Annotated in this window: 20 protein-coding genes; 12 read left to right on the top strand and 8 right to left on the bottom strand. The window is 71.5% G+C overall.

Features of this window, described 5'->3' with window-relative positions; genetic code table 11:
• Positions 1-106: 106 nt before the first annotated feature.
• The 4 genes from ACF09C_RS35710 to ACF09C_RS35695 form a co-directional block, all read right to left on the bottom strand.
• Positions 107-1,036, bottom strand: a complete 930-nt coding sequence (locus ACF09C_RS35710) for an amino acid ABC transporter permease (RefSeq protein ID WP_392097612.1) — start codon at positions 1,034-1,036, stop codon at positions 107-109.
• Positions 1,033-1,680: an amino acid ABC transporter permease gene (locus tag ACF09C_RS35705; protein WP_392097610.1), complete on the bottom strand. Its 648-nt coding sequence runs from the start codon at positions 1,678-1,680 to the stop codon at positions 1,033-1,035. The genes ACF09C_RS35710 and ACF09C_RS35705 overlap by 4 nt, the downstream gene beginning before the upstream one ends.
• Before the next feature lie 95 nt (positions 1,681-1,775).
• Positions 1,776-2,696 (bottom strand): glutamate ABC transporter substrate-binding protein, encoded by a 921-nt coding sequence (locus ACF09C_RS35700; RefSeq protein WP_392097607.1) that lies wholly within the window; start codon positions 2,694-2,696, stop codon positions 1,776-1,778.
• 62 nt (positions 2,697-2,758) lie between these two features.
• Positions 2,759-3,544 carry an amino acid ABC transporter ATP-binding protein gene (locus tag ACF09C_RS35695; RefSeq protein ID WP_392097605.1) on the bottom strand — a complete coding sequence of 262 codons (786 nt, stop codon included), beginning with the start codon at positions 3,542-3,544 and terminating at the stop codon, positions 2,759-2,761.
• 304 nt (positions 3,545-3,848) lie between these two features.
• Between ACF09C_RS35695 and ACF09C_RS35690 the strand changes: the two genes are divergently transcribed.
• Positions 3,849-4,553: a response regulator transcription factor gene (locus tag ACF09C_RS35690; RefSeq protein ID WP_392097603.1), complete on the top strand. Its 705-nt coding sequence runs from the start codon at positions 3,849-3,851 to the stop codon at positions 4,551-4,553.
• A gap of 15 nt (positions 4,554-4,568) precedes the next feature.
• The gene (locus ACF09C_RS35685; RefSeq protein WP_392097601.1) at positions 4,569-5,966 is read left to right on the top strand and encodes a sensor histidine kinase; all 1,398 of its coding nucleotides are present in this window, start codon (positions 4,569-4,571) and stop codon (positions 5,964-5,966) included.
• A gap of 101 nt (positions 5,967-6,067) precedes the next feature.
• Here ACF09C_RS35685 and ACF09C_RS35680 read toward each other — a convergent pair whose 3' ends face one another.
• Both ACF09C_RS35680 and ACF09C_RS35675 read right to left on the bottom strand, forming a co-directional pair.
• Complete coding sequence (locus ACF09C_RS35680) at positions 6,068-7,066, bottom strand: TAXI family TRAP transporter solute-binding subunit (RefSeq protein WP_392097675.1); 999 nt, start codon at positions 7,064-7,066, stop codon at positions 6,068-6,070.
• Between the two features lie 218 nt (positions 7,067-7,284).
• Positions 7,285-8,166, bottom strand: a complete 882-nt coding sequence (locus ACF09C_RS35675) for a LysR family transcriptional regulator (protein ID WP_392097599.1) — start codon at positions 8,164-8,166, stop codon at positions 7,285-7,287.
• Positions 8,167-8,269: 103 nt separating this feature from the next.
• Between ACF09C_RS35675 and ACF09C_RS35670 the strand changes: the two genes are divergently transcribed.
• The 6 genes from ACF09C_RS35670 to ACF09C_RS35645 all read left to right on the top strand — a co-directional run bounded on the left by ACF09C_RS35670 (position 8,270) and on the right by ACF09C_RS35645 (position 14,032).
• A complete protein-coding gene (locus tag ACF09C_RS35670; RefSeq protein ID WP_392097597.1) occupies positions 8,270-9,526 on the top strand; it encodes a four-carbon acid sugar kinase family protein in 1,257 nt (418 codons plus the stop codon).
• Positions 9,523-10,536: a 4-hydroxythreonine-4-phosphate dehydrogenase PdxA gene (gene pdxA / locus ACF09C_RS35665; protein WP_392097595.1), complete on the top strand. Its 1,014-nt coding sequence runs from the start codon at positions 9,523-9,525 to the stop codon at positions 10,534-10,536. Before ACF09C_RS35670 ends, pdxA begins: the two co-directional genes overlap by 4 nt.
• 111 nt (positions 10,537-10,647) lie before the next feature.
• On the top strand, positions 10,648-11,382 hold the full coding sequence (locus tag ACF09C_RS35660) for a HisA/HisF-related TIM barrel protein (protein WP_392097593.1): 735 nt from the start codon (positions 10,648-10,650) through the stop codon (positions 11,380-11,382).
• Positions 11,379-12,899, top strand: a complete 1,521-nt coding sequence (gene miaB / locus ACF09C_RS35655; RefSeq protein WP_392097592.1) for a tRNA (N6-isopentenyl adenosine(37)-C2)-methylthiotransferase MiaB — start codon at positions 11,379-11,381, stop codon at positions 12,897-12,899. The genes ACF09C_RS35660 and miaB overlap by 4 nt, the downstream gene beginning before the upstream one ends.
• 70 nt (positions 12,900-12,969) lie before the next feature.
• Complete coding sequence (locus ACF09C_RS35650) at positions 12,970-13,314, top strand: hypothetical protein (RefSeq protein WP_392097590.1); 345 nt, start codon at positions 12,970-12,972, stop codon at positions 13,312-13,314.
• 10 nt (positions 13,315-13,324) lie between these two features.
• Positions 13,325-14,032: a class III extradiol dioxygenase subunit B-like domain-containing protein gene (locus ACF09C_RS35645; RefSeq protein ID WP_392097589.1), complete on the top strand. Its 708-nt coding sequence runs from the start codon at positions 13,325-13,327 to the stop codon at positions 14,030-14,032.
• Positions 14,033-14,139: 107 nt separating this feature from the next.
• On the opposite strand, the gene ACF09C_RS35640 is transcribed toward ACF09C_RS35645, so the two are convergent.
• Together ACF09C_RS35640 and ACF09C_RS35635 are read right to left on the bottom strand one after the other, a co-directional pair.
• Positions 14,140-14,481 (bottom strand): antitoxin, encoded by a 342-nt coding sequence (locus tag ACF09C_RS35640; protein WP_392097588.1) that lies wholly within the window; start codon positions 14,479-14,481, stop codon positions 14,140-14,142.
• 54 nt (positions 14,482-14,535) lie between these two features.
• Positions 14,536-14,847, bottom strand: coding sequence for a hypothetical protein (locus tag ACF09C_RS35635; protein ID WP_392097587.1), 312 nt, complete (start codon positions 14,845-14,847; stop codon positions 14,536-14,538).
• Positions 14,848-15,030: 183 nt separating this feature from the next.
• On the opposite strand from ACF09C_RS35635, the gene miaA reads away from it, so the two are divergent.
• The 4 genes from miaA (at position 15,031) to ACF09C_RS35615 (ending at position 19,906) form a co-directional block, all read left to right on the top strand.
• A complete protein-coding gene (gene miaA / locus ACF09C_RS35630; protein ID WP_392097586.1) occupies positions 15,031-15,969 on the top strand; it encodes a tRNA (adenosine(37)-N6)-dimethylallyltransferase MiaA in 939 nt (312 codons plus the stop codon).
• A gap of 108 nt (positions 15,970-16,077) precedes the next feature.
• Entirely contained in the window at positions 16,078-16,542 is a 465-nt protein-coding gene (locus ACF09C_RS35625) for a hypothetical protein (RefSeq protein ID WP_392097673.1), read from the top strand.
• Between the two features lie 79 nt (positions 16,543-16,621).
• The gene (dapF, locus tag ACF09C_RS35620; RefSeq protein WP_392097584.1) at positions 16,622-17,497 is read left to right on the top strand and encodes a diaminopimelate epimerase; all 876 of its coding nucleotides are present in this window, start codon (positions 16,622-16,624) and stop codon (positions 17,495-17,497) included.
• Between the two features lie 276 nt (positions 17,498-17,773).
• Positions 17,774-19,906, top strand: a complete 2,133-nt coding sequence (locus ACF09C_RS35615) for a RelA/SpoT family protein (RefSeq protein ID WP_392097582.1) — start codon at positions 17,774-17,776, stop codon at positions 19,904-19,906.
• Positions 19,907-19,941 lie beyond the last annotated feature (35 nt).

The raw sequence follows: 19,941 nt of genomic DNA, 5'->3' as shown, positions 1-19,941 counted from the left end.
GCCCGGTGCGTGATCACAGAACGTATGCAACCCATTGCGGGTGCTTGCGTCAAGCGACGGGGGCAGCGGCGCGACCGCCACTGCCCCCGGATGATGTCACATACTGTCAGTTCTTCGAGATACCAGGCCCGTCGGTCCCGTCGCCCGCGCGGCCGGCCGTGGGGCCGAGGGCGCCACCCGCGTCGGCGGAGAGCACGACCTCCTTGGCCCCGGCGTCGGAGGCGAGCACGCCCGTCTTGGACTTGCGGCCCCGCTTCTCGATCCACGTGGCGAGCGCGGAGAGCGCCAGACACAGCGCGATGTAGATGGCGCCGAAGACCACGATCGTGGAGACGTACGGGTACTGGCCGTTGACCTGCGTGTTGGAGGCGATCAGCCGGGCCGAGTACAGCAGCTCGGGGTAGAGGATCACGAAGCCGAGCGAGGTGTCCTTCAGGGTGACCACCAGCTGGCTGATGATCGTCGGCAGCATCGCCCGGACGGCCTGCGGCAGCAGGACCGTCGTCATGACCTGCGTCTTGCTCATGCCCAGGGCGTAGGCGGCCTCGCGCTGTCCCTTCGGCACGGCGTTGACGCCGGCGCGCAGCACCTCGGCCTGGACGCAGCCGTTGTAGATCGACAGGCCGATGGCCAGCGCCCACATCGAGTAGTCGACCAGGAAGGCGACCCACACGGCGTAGATGGTGATGAGCAGCGGGATCGAGCGGAAGACCTCGATGAAGCCGGTGGCCACCACCCGGACGGGTGTGTGGTCGGAGAGCCGGGCGACGGCGAGCAGCACGCCGAGGACGAGCGAGCCGACGGCCGCGAGACCGAACGCCTTCAGGGTGGCGAGCAGCGCGTCGGCGATGTTCTGCCGGATGCCCGCGTAGTTGAAGATGTCCCACATCGCGGGGTCGAAGTGACCCTTGTCGGCCAGCCGGACCACGCTCACGGCGAGCAGCGCGACGATGGCGAGGGTGCCGACGACCGCGTAGATCCGGTTGCGGACACGCGCCTTGGGGCCGGGGGTGTCGAAGAGAACGCTGGCACTCATCGGGCGACCTCCATGCGGCGCTCAAGGAGACGGAAGATCCCGCTGATGGTGAAGGTGACGACCAGGTACGCGGCGGCCACCCAGGCGAAGATCGGGCCGATGGCGTAGCCCTGCTCGCTCATCAGCGTCTGCCAGCCGAAGAGTTCGGTGACGCTGAAGGCGCCCGCGATGGCCGAGTTCTTGGTGAGCGCGATGAAGATCGAGCTCAGCGGCGGCAGTACGGTCCGGGTGGCCTGCGGCAGCACGATCATCCGCAGCGTCTGCGAGAACGTCATGCCGAGCGAACGGGCCGCCTCCGCCTGGCCGACCGGGACCGTGCTGATGCCGGAGCGGACCGCCTCGCAGACGAACGCCGAGGTGTAGAAGCCGAGCGCGAGCGAGCCGAGCACGAAGGGGCTCATGCCCGGGAACAGGATCTCCGGGACGACGAAGAACGAGACGAGGAAGAGCAGCGTCAGCGGGGTGTTGCGCAGCAGCGTGACCCACGCGGTGCCGAAGGCGCGCAGGGGCGGGACGGGCGAGACCCGGAAGCCGGCGACGACGATGCCGAGGAGCAGCGCGATGACCGAGCTGACGGCGGTGATCGACACGGTTCCTATGAAGCCGTCGCGGAACTCCGGGAAATGGTCGAGCAGTACGTTCATGAGGTCTCCGCGTCTGCGGTATCAGCGGCTTACGGGCAGGGTGAGCGGCGCCCCGTACTGCGTACTTCCGTACGGGGCGCTCGACTTCGAGAGGATCAGTAGCGGACGAGCGCCGGCGGCTCGACGTACGAGGAGCCGGACAGACCCAGCGTCGCCTCGTAGATCTTCTTGTACGTGCCGTCCTTGATGTTCTTCTCGAGGATGTCGCTGATCTTGTCGCGCAGGACCTTGTCGTCCTTGTTCAGGCCGACGCCGTAGGGCTCCTCGGTGAACGGCTTGCCGACGACCTTGAGCTTGCCCTTGTTGGCGGCCGCGTAGCCCTTGAGGATCGCGTCGTCGGTGGTGACGGCGTCGACCTGCTTGGTGAGCAGCTGCTGCACGCAGTCCGAGTACTTCGCCAGCTCGGTGGTCTGGGCGCCGTACTGCGGCTTCTTGATCTCCTGCAGCGGGGTGGAGCCCGTGATGGAGCAGACCTTCTTGCCCTTGAGGGTCTCCGGACCGGTGATCGCGGTCTCGTCCTTGCGGACCAGGAGGTCGGCGCCGGCCTTGTAGTACGGACCCGCGAAGCTGACCTGCGCCTTGCGCTTGTCGTTGATCGTGTACGTACCGACGTAGTAGTCGACCTGGCCCGTGGAGATCGCCGTCTCACGGAGCTTGGAGTCGACCGTCTTCCACTCGATCTTGTCCTCGGTGAAACCGAGCTCCGCCGCGATCATCTTGGCGATCTCGACGTCGAAGCCGGACCGCTCCTTGGTGGCCTGGTCCTCGAAGCCGAGGTACGGCTGGTCGGCCTTGGAGCCGATGATCAGCTTGCCGCGCTTCTGCGCCTCCTTGAAGCTCGGCGATTCCAGCTTCACGTCGGTGGCGACGATGTACTTGGGGAGCTGCGGCGCGGTCGCGTCGCCGGGCTTCACGGCGGGCTTGTCGCCGGCCGAGCCCTCCTTGCCACCACAGGCGGCGGTCGCGGTCAGGGCGAGTACGGCGACGGCCAGGGCCGCGGACTTGCGGAGCTTCATGGTGAACATCCCTTGATTCGTGGGTTGTTGATCGGCAGGTTGAAGCATGGGGCTGACCGCCGTCAGTGGTGCAGGATTTTCGAAAGGAAGTCCTTCGCCCGGTCGCTGCGCGGGTTGCTGAAGAACTCGTCCGGCGTGGCCTGTTCGACGATCTTGCCGTCCGCCATGAAGACCACACGGTTGGCGGCGGAGCGCGCGAAGCCCATCTCGTGGGTGACCACGACCATGGTCATGCCGTCCCGCGCCAGCTGCTGCATGACCTCGAGAACCTCGTTGATCATCTCGGGGTCGAGCGCCGAGGTCGGCTCGTCGAAGAGCATGACCTTCGGGTCCATCGCCAACGCCCGCGCGATCGCGACGCGTTGCTGCTGACCACCGGACAGCTGGGCCGGGTACTTGTCCGCCTGGGTGCCGACACCCACGCGGTCGAGCAGTGCGCGGGCCTTGGCCTCGGCGGTTGCCTTGTCCGTCTTGCGGACCTTGACCTGGCCCAGCATCACGTTCTCGAGCACCGTCTTGTGCGCGAAGAGATTGAAGGACTGGAAGACCATGCCGACGTCGGCGCGCAGCCGGGCCAGTTCCCTGCCCTCCTGGGGCAGTGGCCGGTTGTCGATCGTGATGGCGCCGGAGTCGATCGTCTCCAGGCGGTTGATGGTGCGGCACAGTGTGGACTTGCCGGAACCCGAAGGCCCGATCACGACCACGACCTCGCCCCTGGCGATGGTCAGGTCGATGTCCTGGAGCACATGCAGCGCGCCGAAGTGCTTGTTCACGTTGGACAGCACGACCAGGTCGCCCGCCGCCGGTATGGCGTCTTCCGAGCCCTTGGTCACTGACACTCCGCTCATCGGCTCTAGCTCCGTCCTCCTCGGTTGGGGAGGACACTAGACAGGCCGCAGGATGACCGTCATCACATCTGAGCGGAAATTGAGGATAACGAAAAGGCCTCGGCCGGACACGCTGCGTGAAGAGCCTGCCCGATGGCGTACCGGCTCCATAACGGAAACCCCTGCGTAACAGGGGGACACTTGACTGTGACGGCGACCATCGGCGTTCATGCCTTGGTACACAAATAGCCATACGGATCGCCTAGCCGGGCGATTGCCATCAGGAGATGGCAGACCCGAGATCACCGAGCCACCGGAGGGGGCCATGAGACTCCTGCTCGTCGAGGACGACGACCATGTGGCAGCGGCCCTGTCCGCCGTCCTCGCGAAGCACGGCTTCTCGGTCACGCACGCACGGAACGGCGAGGAGGCCCTCCAGGCCGTGCTGCCCGCCGCGCATGGCGAGCGCCCTTCCTTCGGGGTGATCCTGCTCGACCTCGGACTGCCCGACCAGGACGGCTACCAGGTCTGCGGCCGGATCCGCAAGCTCACCGCCACCCCGGTGATCATGGTGACGGCGCGCTCCGACGTACGGTCCCGGATACACGGCCTCAACCTCGGGGCCGACGACTACGTGGTGAAGCCGTACGACACCGGGGAGCTGCTCGCCCGGATCCACGCCGTCAGCCGGCGCACGACCGCGGGCGACGAGACCGGCCCGGCCGGTGACGACTCCGCGCTGCGGCTCGGCTCGGTCGTCATCGAGCTGCCCACCCGCCGGGTCAGCGTCGACGGCGCGGCCGTGCCGCTCACCCGCAAGGAGTTCGACCTGCTGGCCCTGCTCGCCCAGCGGCCCGGTGTGGTCTTCCGGCGCGAGCAGATCATCAGCGAGGTCTGGCGCACCAACTGGGAAGGGACCGGCCGCACCCTCGAAGTGCACGTGGCCTCGCTCCGTTCCAAGCTGGCCATGCCCGCCCTGATCGAAACCGTGCGCGGGGTCGGCTACCGCCTGGTCGCCCCTGCCGCCTAGCCGTCCGGGTCCTTCGTGCGCACACGCCTCCTTCCGCTCCTCCTCGCCCTGATGGCCGGGGTGCTCCTCGCCCTCGGCTTCCCGCTCGCCGCCAGCCTCGCCGCGGCCGAGCAGCAGCGCGTGGTCGTCGACCGGCTCGACGACGCGGCCCGCTTCGCCGCGCTCGCCCAGTTCGTCAACGAGTCCGAGCCCTTCGTCGACGAGCGCCGGACGACGCTGCGCGGTGAACTCGCCAGCTACCACGACGTCTACGGCATCCGCACGGGCGTCTTCTTCCGCGACAACCAGGCCATGGCCGCCGCGCCCGGGGACTGGGTCGTCCCGTACGAGGGCGAGGGGCGCCGTGCCTTCAACGAGGCGCTGCTCGGGCGGCGCAGCCACGACCCGCCCCAGGTGTGGCCGTGGCAGCCGGACGCCCGGCTCACGATCGCCTCGCCGGTCGTACGGGACGGTGACGTCGTCGCCGTCGTCGTGACGGACTCGCCCACCGGGCAGCTGCGCGCGCGGATCCTGAGCGGTTGGCTGATCATCGCGGCCGGGGAGTTCGCGGCGATGCTGGTCGCCGTCGGCGCGGCCTTCCGGCTCACCGGCTGGGTGCTGCGGCCGGTCCGCGTCCTGGACGCGGTCACCCACGACATCGCCACCGGGCGGATGAAGTCCCGGGTCGCCGCCACCGGAGGGCCGCCCGAACTGCGTCGGCTGGCCCGCTCGTTCAACGAGATGGCCGACAACGTCGAGGACGTCCTGGAACAGCAGCGTGCCTTCGTGGCCGACGCCTCGCACCAGTTGCGCAACCCGCTCTCCGCGCTGCTGCTCCGCATCGAGCTGCTCGCCCTCGAACTCCCCGAGGGCAACGAGGAGATCGCCTCCGTCAGGACCGAGGGCAAGCGCCTCGCCCAGGTCCTCGATGACCTGCTGGACCTCGCGCTCGCCGAGCACGCCGCCGCGGATCTGCGCCTCACCGATATCGGCGCGCTCGTGGACGAGCGGATCGCCGCGTGGCGGCCGCTCGCCGACGAGCAGGGCGTACGGCTCCGGGGCGAGCGGCGGGCCGTGACGGGCTGGGCGGACCCGGTGGCGCTCTCCAGCGCCCTGGACGCGGTGATCGACAACGCGCTCAAGTTCACCCCGGAGGGCGAGGAGGTCACGGTCGCCGTGGCCTCCGAGGGCGAGCGCTGCACGATCGTGGTGGCGGACTTGGGCCCCGGGCTCACGGAGGAGGAGCTCGACAGGGTCGGGGACCGCTTCTGGCGCAGCAACCGCCACCAGAACATCAAGGGCTCGGGACTCGGCCTGTCTATCTCCCGGGTCCTGCTCGCGGCGGGCGGCGGCTCGATCGCCTACGCGCCGAACGAGCCGCACGGGCTGCGCGTGACGCTCACGGTGCCGAGGACGGGGCCGCAGGGGCGGTAGAGGCGATAGGGGCGGTAGGGGCTTCGGGCGCGGGCGCGGGCTCGGGCTCGGGGCCTTGGGCCCAGGGTCCGGGCTTCAGGGGCCGACGGATGCGTCGGGAGCTACGGCTTCACCGAGCGGTAGTAGCGGCGGGCGCCCTCGTGCAGGGACAGGGGCTCCGTGTAGATCGCGGTGCGGAGGTCCACCAACTGGGCCGAGTGGACCTGGCGGCCGATCCCGTCCCGGCTCCTGATCACGGTACGGGTGAAACCCTCCACCATCGCCGTGTCCGCCGAGTCCGTCGTGACCAGCAGGTTCGCCACGGCCAGCGTCTTCACCGGCTGCCCGTCCTGAGCCAGGGCGTAGGCGTCCGCGGGGATGACGGCGGAACGGTAGTGGCGCGTCGCGGCGCCCACGTCGTGGACCTTGTCCACGAGGGTGGTGTCCAGCGGGACCAGCCGGACGGGCATGCGCTCGGAGAGGTCCTGGACGGCCTGGGTGGGCAGACCGCCCGACCAGAAGAACGCGTCCAGTCGCCCGCTCTCCAGGAGGCCCGGCATGGTGTCGATGCCGGCCGAGACCGGCTTGACGTCGGACTTCGTGGTGAGGCCGCCTGCCACGAGGACCCGGTCCGCGATGAGCCGGACACCGGAGCCCTCCTGGCCGACGCCGACCCGCAGCCCGCGCAGATCGGCCACCGAGCGCACGGGCGAGTCCTTGCGGACGACGAGCTGGACATAGTCGTCGTAGAGGCGGGCGCAGCCGCGCAGCCGGTCGGCGCCCGGCTTGCGAGCGCGCTGGTACTGGGCCACGGCGTCGGCGGTCGCCACGGTGAAGTCCGCTTCGCCGGAGGCCAGGCGCGCGAGGTTCTGCTGGGATCCCTCGCTGTTCTTCAGCTGGACCGACACGTCCGGCAGGTCGGTGGCCAAAGCCTGCCGCAGCAGCTCGCCGTACTTCTGGTAGACGCCGGTGGGCACGCCCGTGCTGAACGTGACCCGCCCGCTCGGCGCCGGTGTACCGAAAGGAACCAGCCACCAGACCAGGAGACCGCACATGACCAGAACCGCCGCGGACGCCTGGAGAAGGCGGCGACGGGCGGAACGGGAGTACGAGGCGAGCATGGCGCGATCCTGCCAGCTCACTCCCCGCTCTGGCCAGGCCGGGAGACGGTGGGCTGCTTCACGCGCGCGTGGAGGGCGGTGGACGGCGGTCGGGTTCACGCGCGCGTGAAGGGCGGTCGTGTTCGTGTGCTCGGAGGGCGGTTGTGTTCGCGCGCGTGGAGGGCGGTCGGGCGGACTCGGGCCGGGGCGTCACAGACCGCCGGTCCCGGGCCCGGTCGTCACAGCCCGGTCGCCTGGGTCCGCAGCCACCCGAGCAGGGCGGCGATCCGCTCGTCCCGCTCGGGCGGCCGCAGGCTGAGCAGGTGGTAGCCGGTGCCGTCCTCGACCAGGCCGAAGGGCGCCACGAGCTGTCCGCTCACGAGATCGTCGTGGACCAGCGCGTACGGACCGATGGCCATGCCGACGCCGGCCACCGCCGCCTGCAGCGCCAGATAGAAGTGCTCGAAGGTCTGCTCGCCGACGGGATCGACGCGCCGCCGCGTGATCCGCTGCCAGTCCGCCCACGCGCGCGGCCGGGTGCTGGTGTGCAGAATCGTCACACCGGAGACCCCGCTCCCGGCCGTGAGGCGTTCCGCCACGTCCGGTCGGCAGACCGGACCGACGCGTTCCAGGAAGAGGGGGGAGCGGGTCACGTCCGCCGGTACGGGAAAGTCGTCGCGGCGCAGGGCGACGTCGACCGGGTCCCGGTCGAAGGCGACGGGGCCGCCGCCCGCCGACAGGTGCACGGTGAGGCCGGGCACCTGTGCGGCGAGGTCCGGCAGACGCGGGATGAGCCAGCGCATGAGGAGCGTCGGCTCGCAGGACAGCGCGAGCGGTCCCCCGATCTCACGGCCCGCGACCTCCCGTGCTGCCGTGTCGATCTGGTCGAGCGCGTCCCGGACGACGGCGGCGAGACGACGGGCCTGAGGGGTCGGGCGCAGGGAGCGGGTCCCTCGCTCGAAGAGCGTGACGCCGAGCGACTTCTCCAGATTCTGGATCTGCCGGCTGACGGCGCCGTGGGTCACGTGGAGCTCCTGGGCGGCCCGGGTCATGCTCGCGTGCCGCACGGTCGCCTCGAACGGGAGCAAGGTGTTCAGCGGGGGTAGGTCGGGCCAGCGCATGCGTGAAATCTACTCACAGGTGGGGTGAGAAGGAATCGCTTGTCCAGCGGCTTTCCGAGCGCCAGGGTTGACGGCAGTGGCGGCTACCTCGAGAGGACGAGACATGCGGAAACACCCGGCTGACCCCGTGCGGACGATCGCCGTGCTCGCGGACGACCTGACGAGCGCCGGCGACGGCGCGGCGCCCTTCCGCGGCGGGGGGCACCGGGCGAAGGTCCTGCTGCCCGAGGCCGTCGAGCCGGGCGCGGTGCCCCCTGACGGCGTCGTGGCCGTGGACCTCGGGAGCCGTCTGCTCGACGAGGCGGCGGCGGTGGCGCTCGCCGGGCGGTTCGCGGAGGCGTTCGCCCGTTCCGACCTGCTGATCAAGACCGTCGACTCGACGCTTCGGGGGCACGTGGCGGCCGAGGTCCGCGCCGCCCACGCCGGCTCGCGCCGACGGGCCGTCGTCGTCGCGCCCGCGTTCCCCGCCGAGGGCAGGACCACCGTTCGGGGAGTCCAGTACGTCCATGGCGTGCCGGTGCACGAGACCGACTTCGCCCGCGACCCGGTGCACCCCGTCCGCACGGCCGACCTGACCCGGCTGCTGCCCGAGGCGGAGGTCCTGGAACCGGAGCAGTTCGGGAAGCTGCCGGAACTGATCGACGGGGGAGGCGTGTTCGTGTGCTCGGCGGCCACTGACGCCGACCTCCGTCTCCTCGTGGACTCCGTGCCCATGCCCGGCGACGTGCTCTGGGTCGGCTCCCCGGGCCTCGCCGCCGCGTTGGCCGGACGCCACCCCGCTGTCCCAACGGTCCGTCCGCCCGAACCACCGATGGCGCGGCGCCCGTTGGTCGTGGTGGGCAGCGCGAACCCGGCGACGCGCCGCCAGCTGGACCGGCTGCGCCCGCGGATGGACGTGACCGCGGTGGAGGCGGCCGAGGCCCCGGTCGAGGGCCTGAGAGCCCTGCGCCGGACCGCCGCGCCCGTGCTCGTCGTGCACACCCCGGACGCACGTCGTACGGACGCCCGCTCACTGACCGCCGATCTTGCCCTCTTCGTACGGGAGTTGGTGGCGGACGGGCTGGTCGACGGGCTTGTGCTGACCGGCGGGGAGACCGCGGTCGCCGCCCTCGAAGCTCTCGGCGCGGCTGGTATCGACCTCGTCGACGAGCCCGAACCGGGAGTCGCCCGAGGCGTACTGCTCAGCCCGCCCCACCTCCCTGTGCTGATCAAGGCGGGCGGCTTCGGTGACGACGGCACTCTCGACAGGCTCCTTCGACTGCTCATGGAGGGCGGCCCGATCACGGGGAGTCCGCCGATCGCGGAGCGCGGGCCCGTCACAGAACGTTCGCCGATCGCGGAGGGTGGGCCGACGTCATGACACAGCCCGTCGCGCTCACCATGGGCGACCCGAACGGCATCGGCCCCGAGATCACGGTCAAGGCGTACGCCGACCCGAGGCGCCGGCCTCCGGTCGTCGTCATCGGCGATCCGGCCGTGCTCGCCCGGGCCTGCCGGATCACGGCCACCGAACTCACCGTGCGACCGATCGCCTCCGTCGCGGACGCGGCCCACGAACCCGGCATCCTCGATGTCCTCGCCGAGGGCACGCTCCCCGAGGACCTGCCGCTCGGCACGGTGGACGCCCGCGCCGGAGCCGCCTCGTTCGCGTACGTACGCCGAGGTGTGGAGCTGGCCCTCCGCGGCGAGGTCCGCGCCCTGACCACCGCCCCGATCAACAAGGAGGCGCTCGGTCTTGCCGGGCTGCCGTACCCGGGCCACACCGAGATCCTCGCCGACCTCTCCGGCACGAGCGACTACGCCATGATGATGGCCAACGACGAACTCCGTGTCGTCCTGGTCACCATCCACCAGTCGCTGCGCACGGCCATCGACTCCCTCACCACCGCCCGCGAACTGGAGATCATCCGGCTCACCGACCGGACTCTCCGGGCCGGCCACGCAAGGGGACGCTCCGGCGTCCGGGGCCCGCGCATCGCCGTCGCCGCGGTCAACCCGCACGCGGGGGAGAACGGACGCTTCGGGCGCGAGGACCTCGACATCGTGGCACCGGCCGTGCGGGCCGCCCGCAGGGAAGGCATCGACGCCAGCGGTCCCTGGCCCGCCGACACCGTCTTCATGCGCGCCCGCGCGGGCGAGTCCGACGCGGTCGTGGCCCAGTACCACGACCAAGGACTCATACCGGTCAAGTACCTGGGCCTGGAGCACGGCGTCAACATCACGATCGGCCTGCCGTTCGTGCGCACGAGCGTCGACCACGGCACTGCCTTCGATCTGGCGGGAAAGGGCACCGCCGACCACACCAGCCTGCTCACCGCCCTGGCGCAGGCCGATCAGCTGGCCGTCGCCCAGGAACCGTCCGCCTCGTAGCCCCCGCCCACCCCGGCGGGACCCCGCAGGCAGGACCCGCGGGCAGGCCCCCGCTGCCCCGCAGCCCTTCGCGCGACCCCGAGACCACCGCACCCCCACCAGGAGGACCCCGTGGATTTCATCTTCATGCTCACCCGTGACGACAGGACCGTCACGGACTGCCTCGACGTCCTCGACGCCGTCCGCGACCTCGGAGTCGTCCACCTCGGCTTCAAGGACGTCGGAGTCGAGCCCGCCACCCTCGACAGGCTCCACCGGCAGATCAAGGACATGGGCGCCACCAGCTACCTCGAAGTGGTCAGCACCACCCGTGAGGAGGCGCTCACCTCCGTCCGGCGCGCGGTCGACCTCGGTGTCGACCGCCTCATGGGCGGCACCTGGATCGACGAGACCCTGGAGCTCGTCGCCGGCACCTCCGTCGCGTACCTCCCCTTCGTGGGTGAGCCGCTCGGCCACCCCACCCGCCTCGCCGGCGGCCCCGACCGGATCACCGACGACTGCCTCCGGGCGGAGGCCGCGGGCTGCGCCGGTGTCGACCTCCTCGCCTACCGGGCCACCGACGCGGACCCGCTCGACCTGGTCCGGGCCGCCCGAGCGGCCACGACCGGCAGCCTGGTCGTGGCCGGCGGCATCTCCTCCACCGAGCGGATACGGGCGGTGGCGGCCGCCGGAGCCGACGCCTTCACCATCGGATCCGCGGCCTTCGACGGCTCCCTGCGGCCCCGCGCGGGCACCCTCGCCGCCCAGCTCGGCGCGGCCCTGGAAGCGGTCGCGAGCGGCCCGGCGCCGTCGCCCCGGCTCCACGGGGACGGGCAATCCCCGGCACCGCATACCCTTGTTCCATGACCAGCAGCGACCGGAGCCAGACAGTGGACGTCCAGCGAACCTACGAAGTGCGCACCTACGGGTGCCAGATGAACGTCCATGACTCCGAGCGGCTCTCCGGTCTGCTGGAGGACGCCGGCTACGTCCGCGCCCCGGAGGGCTCCGACGGTGACGCCGACGTCGTCGTCTTCAACACCTGCGCGGTCCGCGAGAACGCGGACAACAAGCTCTACGGCAACCTCGGCCGGCTCGCCCCCCGGAAGACCACGCGCCCGGGCATGCAGATCGCCGTCGGCGGCTGCCTCGCCCAGAAGGACCGCGACACCATCGTCGAGAAGGCCCCCTGGGTCGACGTCGTCTTCGGCACGCACAACATCGGCAAGCTGCCGGTCCTCCTGGAGCGCGCCCGCGTCCAGGAAGAGGCCCAGATCGAGATCGCCGAGTCGCTGGAGGCCTTCCCCTCCACGCTGCCCACCCGCCGCGAGTCCGCGTACGCCGCCTGGGTCTCCATCTCCGTCGGCTGCAACAACACCTGCACCTTCTGTATCGTCCCGGCGCTGCGCGGCAAGGAGGAGGACCGCCGCCCCGGCGACATCCTCGCCGAGATCGAGGCGCTGGTGGCCGAGGGCGTCTCGGAGATCACCCTGCTCGGCCAGAACGTCAACGCCTACGGCTCCGACCTGGGCGACCGCGAGGCCTTCTCCAAGCTGCTGCGCGCCTGCGGTCAGATCGAGGGCCTGGAGCGGGTCCGCTTCACCTCCCCGCACCCCCGCGACTTCACGGACGACGTCATCGCCGCGATGGCCGAGACCCCGAACGTGATGCCGCAGCTCCACATGCCGCTCCAGTCCGGCTCGGACACGATCCTCAGGGCCATGCGCCGTTCGTACCGGCAGGAGCGTTTCCTCGGCATCATCGAGAAGGTCCGCGCCGCCATCCCGCACGCCGCGATCTCCACCGACATCATCGTGGGCTTCCCCGGCGAGACCGAGGAGGACTTCGAGCAGACCATGCACACGGTCCGTGAGGCCCGCTTCGCCAACGCCTTCACCTTCCAGTACTCCAAGCGGCCCGGAACGCCCGCCGCCGAGATGGACGGGCAGATCCCGAAGGAGGTCGTGCAGGCGCGCTACGAGCGTCTGGTCGCCCTGCAGGAGGAGATCTCCTGGGAGGAGAACAAGAAGCAGGTCGGCCGGACCCTCGAGGTCATGGTCGCCGAGGGCGAGGGCCGCAAGGACGGCGCCACTCACCGCCTCTCCGGCCGCGCCCCCGACAACCGGCTCGTCCACTTCACCAAGCCGGACCAGGAGGTCCGCCCGGGCGACGTGGTGACCGTCGAGATCACCTACGCCGCCCCGCACCACCTGCTCGCCGAGGGCCCGACGACGTCGGTACGCCGCACCCGCGCCGGCGACGCCTGGGAGAAGCGCACCGCCGCGGCCGCCGCGAAGCCCGCGGGCGTTCTGCTCGGACTCCCCAAGATCGGTGTGCCGGACCCGCTCCCCGTGGCTTCGGCTCCCGCCTGCGGAAGCCACTGACATCCGGGGCGACTCCTGACACCCTCGGACATGCCGACAACGGACATGTTCGAGGAATCGGGGGGCTGGGATGGGGAAGTGGATCGTCGTCGCACAGCGCGGGGCCGGTGGTGACACGTACCGCACCGAGGTGGTCCAGCGGATCACCGGCACGCGCGAGGACGCGCAGGAAGCGCTGCGCGCCGCCTCGCTGACGTACGGCGAGCCATGGCGGGAGAGGTCGCGGGAGGTGTACCGCCTCCCCAGCGGGGACAGCTACGTCGTGGTCGTCAGGGGGATGATGTCGGAGACGTACGTCGTCCTGAGCATCGCGGAGCTGGTGCACGACTCGGCCGCCCCCGACGGCGCGCAGGCGGATCCGACCGGTGAGCCGCAGGACAGCGTCCCGCCGATGGAGTGGAGGCCGTCGCAGTAGGCTGCGGATCATGCTTGTCGCCGCAGCCGTATGCCCCTGTCCTCCTCTGCTCGTGCCCGATGTGGCGGCCGGAGCCGCCGGTGAGCTCGACGCGGCCCGGACGGCCTGTGCCGACGCCCTCGGGCTGCTCGCCGCGTCCCGGCCCGACCGGCTCTTCGTCGTAGGACCCGCCGAGGAAGGGGCGCGCGGTACGTTCCCGGGCGGTTCGACCGGCGGCTTCGCGGGCTTCGGCGTCGACCTGTCCGTACGACTCGGTGCCGGGCCCGGCGGGGAGCGACCGCTGCCCGCCTCCCTCGCGGTCGGCGCGTGGCTCCTCCAACGCGCCGACTGGGCCGACGCTCCCGTCGAAGGCCTCGGGATCGGCCGGCCGCTGGAGGCCGACCGATGTGTCTCCACGGGCCGTGAGCTGGCCGCCACGGCCGACCGCGTGGCGCTCCTCGTGATGGGTGACGGCAGTGCCTGCCGGACGCTCAAGGCCCCCGGCTACCTGGACGAGCGGGCCGCCGCCTTCGACGCGGAGGCCGCCCGGGCGCTGGGCACGGCGGATGTGGACGCCCTGCTCGCGCTCGACGAGAACCTCGCGTACGAGCTGAAGGCGGCCGGCCGGGCCCCCTGGCAGGTCCTCGCGGGCGCGGCGGAGGGGGCGGACCTCGACGGCCGGCTCCTCTACGAGGACGCCCCGTACGGCGTCGGCTACTTCGTGGCGGCCTGGTCGTAGCGACCCCAGACAGCAGAGGCGCACGCAGAACGGCGGACGGCCGCGGAGCGAGATGCTCCGCGGCCGTCCCCCGTGCGAGAGGGGACCGAAGGGGTGACGCCCGGAGGTCAGGAGGCCGGCGGCGGACCCTGCGCAGGATCCGGGCCCTGACCCGGAGTCTGCGCGGGCCCCTGCCCCGGGCTCTGGCCCTGCCCGGGACCTCGGCCCTCGCCGGAACCCGTCGCGCCGCCGTCGGCGTCGTCCTTGTGGGCGATCCGCTCCAGAGCGTCCTTGGCCTTGCCGGTGCCCGATTCGATCTTGGCGCTGTACTTGCCCTTGGTCTTCTCGTCGACCAGCTTCGCGGCCTTGTCCAGACCCTGGTCGATCTTGGCCTCATGCTGCTGGGCGAGGCCCGAGACCTTGTCCTTGGCCGGGGCGAGCTTGGCCTTCAGTGAATCCAGGAGACCCATGGGTCACCTTCCCTCCGGTGCGTCCGTCTGCCCTGCCCTGTCGCCGGGAGTCCGCTACTTCCGGGCGCTCTCTCCGGCCTCGTTGTCCGCGGCCTCGTCCGCCGACTGCTGCTTCGGAATCTCCACGGCAGCCTCGACCACCTCGACGGCCTCCGCCGCGGGGGCCTCGTCGCCCGCCTCGGCGCTGCCGGCCGGCTCCGCCGACGATCCGGTCTCGGCGTCGGCCTCCGCCTCGGCGGCCCCGCCGCTCGACGCTCCGGCCTCCGCCTCGTCCGCCGCGTCCGTCACGACGACAGCCTGGGCCTCCTCCGTCGACGCATCGGCAGCCGTCTTGCCCTTCCGCCGAAACATTGCAAAAACGCCCATTTCAACTCCATAGCCTACTCGTGTGGGATAAGGCCCGCGGTGCCCGGAGCGCCCTGTTGCGCCACCGGGCGCAGCCGGTACGGAAAACCGGCGGTCGGAACCTCGCAACTGGCAACGACCCCGGTGTCGGACCGTCACGTCGCTCGTTCGGGGACCTGCCGGGAGGTTTGCGAGACTGTGACGGTGAGAACTGCAGCTCCCGCCCCGCGGGTCATCGCCGTCGTCGGTCCTACTGCGGCCGGAAAGTCCGATCTGGGTGTATTCCTCGCCCAGCAACTGGGCGGCGAGGTCGTCAACGCGGACTCGATGCAGCTCTACCGAGGGATGGACATCGGTACCGCCAAGCTGACGCTGGAGGAGCGCGGTGGGGTGCCGCACCACCTCCTCGACATCTGGGACGTCACGGAGGCCGCCAGCGTCGCCGAGTACCAGCGCCTCGCCCGCACCGAGATCGACCGACTCCTGGCCGAAGGCCGTAGCCCCATCCTGGTCGGCGGCTCGGGGCTCTACGTACGGGGTGCCATCGAAGCCCTCGAGTTCCCGGGCACGGACCCGGCCGTACGGGCCCGCCTGGAGGCCGAGCTGGAGGAGCACGGCTCCGGCGTGCTGCACGCCCACCTCGCCGCGGCCGACCCCGACGCCGCGCGGGTGATCCTCCCCAGCAACGGCCGGCGCATCGTCCGGGCCCTGGAGGTCATCGAGATCACCGGCAAGCCCTTCACCGCCAACCTGCCCGGCCCCGACCCGATCTACGACACCGTGCAGATCGGCGTCGACGTGGCCCGCCCCGAACTCGACGAACGGATCACCGCGCGCGTGGACCGGATGTGGGAGGCCGGACTCGTCGACGAGGTACGTGCCCTGGAGGCGCTCGGACTGCGTGAGGGGCGCACGGCCGCCCGCGCGCTCGGCTACCAGCAGGTGCTCACGGCGCTCGCGGGGGAGTGCACCGAGGACGAGGCGCGGGCCGAGACCGTACGCGCCACCAAGCGCTTCGCGCGCCGTCAGGACTCGTGGTTCCGGCGCGACCCGCGCGTCCACTGGCTGAGCGGCGCGGCGGATGACCGGGGGGAACTCCCGGGGCAGGCGCTGACGTTGGTCGAACGAGCGGTTACAGCCTGATCACGTGATGGCATCGGGACGCCATGCCCGTCATTCCGGGGGTCTCTGGCGTGCCATCATCGAGCATCGATCGACCAATGTGGAGTCCGAGTGGGAGGGCGCGTGGCGATGGAGGCCGGCCCTCGCGACACAGAGCAGCAGGACGCGGTCCCGGGCGAAGCTCCGGGTGACGCGCCCGGTTTGAGCCCGGACGGCCCCGACGAGGCCGAAGGCTCGTCCGTCGAGGTCGACGCCGACGAGGTCGAGGTCGAGCTGCGGCCGCAGCGCAGGCTGCGGATCTGGCAGCTCGCGCCCATCGTGGGCCTCGCCGCCGTCGGGTCGCTGATGTTCGCCTTCCCCCTCGCCTTCGGCTCCGGGGACGGCGGCGCCGTCGTCGCCATGCTCGGCCTCCTGATCAGCTCCTGCGCCGCCGGCTGGGGCATGATGGCCGCCCGCAAGGTCGGCTCCGCCTGGCCCGGCCTCCCGGCCCGCGGCTCCGGAGAACGGCCGAACTGGCGAGTGATCGCCCTGTACGTGTTCTTCAGCGTGCTCCTGGTGGCCCTGGCCGTCTGGCGCGTGGCCCGCCTCCGCTGACCACCGGGCGGGGCGACCCCCGCCGCCCGAGGGGTGGACCTTCGAGCGGCTGTCGGACCCGGCCCGTACAGTTGATCCCGTGACCACCACGCAGACCTCGCCGCTCGCTTTCCTCAAGGGCCACGGGACCGAGAACGACTTCGTGATCGTCCCGGACGCCGACAACGCCATCGACCTGCCCCCGGCCCTCGTCGCCCGGCTGTGCGACCGCAGGGCCGGCATCGGCGGGGACGGCGTGCTGCACGTGGTGCGCAGCGAGGCCCACCCCGAGGCCCACGCGATGGCCGGCGAGGCCGAGTGGTTCATGGACTACCGCAACGCCGACGGCTCGGTCGCCGAGATGTGCGGCAACGGCGTCCGCGTCTTCGCCCGCTACCTGGAGCACGCCGGACACATCACGGCCGGCGAGGTCGCCGTCGCCACCCGCGGCGGAGTCAAGCGCGTCCATCTGGACAAGGACGGCTCCGTCACCGTCTCCATGGGCCGCGCCCGGCTCCCCGAGGACGGCGTCACCGTCACCGTCGACGGCCGCAGCTGGCCCGCGCGCAACGTGAACATGGGCAATCCGCACGCGGTCGCCTTCGTCGAGTCCCTCGACCACGCCGGCAACCTGTTCACGGAGCCTCCGTACGCCCCCGCCGAGGTCTTCCCCGACGGGGTGAACATCGAGTTCGTCGCCGACCGCGGCCCCCGCCACGTGGCCATGCGCGTGCACGAGCGCGGCGCCTCCGAGACCCGCTCCTGCGGCACGGGCGCGTGCGCCGTCGCCGTCGCCACCGCCCGCCGGGACGGCGTCGACCCCGCCGCGAGCGGTACACCCGTCACGTACACCGTGGACGTCCTCGGCGGGACGCTGACCATCACCGAGCACCCCGACGGAGAGCTGGAGATGACCGGCCCGGCCGTCATCGTCGGCGAGGGTACGTTCGACCCGTCCTGGCTCGCGGACGCCTGAGCCCGCAGCGGAACGCGCGGCGACGCCGCGATCGGCACCGGGAGCGTCACCACCGAAAGCACCGAAAGCACCGAAGCACCGGAAGTACCGGCACCGAAGCCGGCCGGCGGGCCCATTCGAAACTGTCAACGACTGACCGTTCGCTCGAATGGGTGATCCGTTTCACGCTGGGCGAGAGCGGGACTGCGCCACGTGGTGGGGTCGGTAGCATCAAGCACCGGCCCCGCGGGCACGCCTTGCCCGTCCACCGCCGGTCGACGTCGCCGGAGGTGCCCCATGAGTGCAGAGGCCACCAACCCTGTGAGCGCAGCGGAGGCCGCGGGCCCCGACGCTCCCAGCCGCAGGCGCGCCCGTCCGAGGATCGACCTCCGCAGGCTGGGCCGCGCCGCACTGCTCGGTCCCGGCGCCCGGGGGGACCGGCTGCCCGACGCCATCGGGCATGTCGCGGAGGCGCACCGGGCCCACCACCCCGACGCCGACCTGGCCGTCCTGCGCCGGGCGTACGTGCTGGCCGAGTCCTCGCACCGGGGCCAGTTCCGCAAGAGCGGTGAGCCGTACATCACCCACCCCCTCGCCGTCACCCTCATCCTCGCCGAACTCGGCGCCGAGACGACGACGTTGACCGCAGCCCTCCTCCACGACACCGTCGAGGACACGGAAGTGACGCTCGATCAGGTACGGGAACAGTTCGGCGACGAGGTCGCCTATCTCGTCGACGGCGTCACCAAGGTGGAGAAGATCGACTACGGCGCCGCCGCCGAACCCGAGACCTTCCGCAAGATGCTCGTCGCCACCGGCAACGACGTCCGCGTCATGTCGATCAAACTCGCCGACCGGCTCCACAACATGCGCACGCTCGGTGTCATGCGGCCGGAGAAACAGGTCAGGATCGCCAAGGTCACCCGGGACGTCCTCATCCCGCTCGCCGAACGGCTCGGAGTCCAAGCGCTCAAGACCGAACTGGAGGACCTCGTCTTCGCGATCCTCCACCCCGAGGAGTACGAGCGGACCCGCGCCCTCATCGCCGACAACACCGGCGCGGGCGACGCGCTCGCCGCCATCGCCGAGAGCGTCTCCGCCGTCCTGCGCGACGCGGACATCGCCGCCGAAGTCCTCGTCAGGCCCCGGCACTTCGTCTCCGTCCACCGCGTCCGCCTCAAGCGCGGCGACCTGCGCGGCAGCGACTTCGGGCGGCTCCTCGTCCTGGTCGCGGAGGATGCCGACTGTTACGCCGTCCTCGGCGAGCTCCACACCTGCTTCACCCCGGTGATCTCCGAGTTCAAGGACTTCATCGCGACCCCCAAGTTCAACCTGTACCAGTCCCTGCACACCGCCGTCGCCGCCCCCGACGGCGCCGTCGCCGAGGTCCTCATCCGCACCCACCAGATGCACAAGGTCGCCGAGGCCGGCGTCGTCGCGCTCGGCAACCCGTACACCCCCCCGGCGGGCGGCGACGGCGCCGACCCCGCGGAGGACGGCGAGCGCGCCGACCCCACCCGGCCCGGCTGGCTCTCCCGCCTCCTCGACTGGCAGCAGTCCACCCCCGACCCGGACACCTTCTGGACCTCGCTGCGCGCCGACCTCGCCGAGGACCAGGAGATCACCGTCTTCCGCGCAGACGGCGGCATGCTCGGCCTGCCCGCCGGGGCGAGTTGCGTGGACGCGGCATACGCCCAGTACGGAGCCGCCGGCCACAGCTGTCTGGGTGCCCGGGTCAACGGCCGTCTGGCGACGCTCAGTACGGTCCTGAACGACGGCGACACCGTCCAGCTCCTGCTCGCCCAGGACTCCACCTCGGGGCCCTCACCGGGCTGGCTCGAGCACGCCCGCACCCCCGCCGCGCGGATCGCCATCACCGCCTGGCTCCAGGCGCACCCCGAGGCCGCCGGGGCGCCCGAGGCCGACCCCAGACCCCCCGTCTCCGTCACGGCCGACCGCCGCTCGGGAGCCAGGCTGCGCGCCGACCTTCCCGGCGCCGAGGCCACCGCCGTACGTCCGGCGGGCTGTTGCACGCCCGTACCCCCCGACGAGATCACCGGCTTCCAGGTACGCGGCGGTTCCGTCACCGTCCACCGCACCGGCTGCGCGTCCGTCGACACCATGCGGCGCCTCGGGCGGGCGCCCGTCACCGTCCACTGGGGCGACACGGCGGAGTGCCGCGTCACCCTCGTCGCCGAGGCCTTCGGCCGGCCACGGCTCCTCGCCGACCTGACCGAGGCCATCGCCGCCGCGGACGTCGCCGTCGTCTCGGCGACCGTCGAGCCCCCGAACGAACAGCGGGTCCGCCACACCTACACCCTCCAACTCCCGGACGCGGCAGGTCTGCCGTCCCTCATGCGGGCCATGCGCGACGTCGCCGGCGTGTACGACGTGAGCCGCGCCCAACACCCCGCCACGCCCGGGATCTGAGCTCCGGGCTGCCGGGTCGGCCCACGAGGCCGAGC

Origin of the sequence: Streptomyces sp. NPDC014870 (genome assembly GCF_043081505.1) — a bacterium.
Taxonomy (GTDB): Bacteria; Actinomycetota; Actinomycetes; order Streptomycetales; family Streptomycetaceae; genus Streptomyces.
Note: the sequence above shows the minus strand (reverse complement) of the source record. Positions and strands in the feature narration are given on the sequence as shown.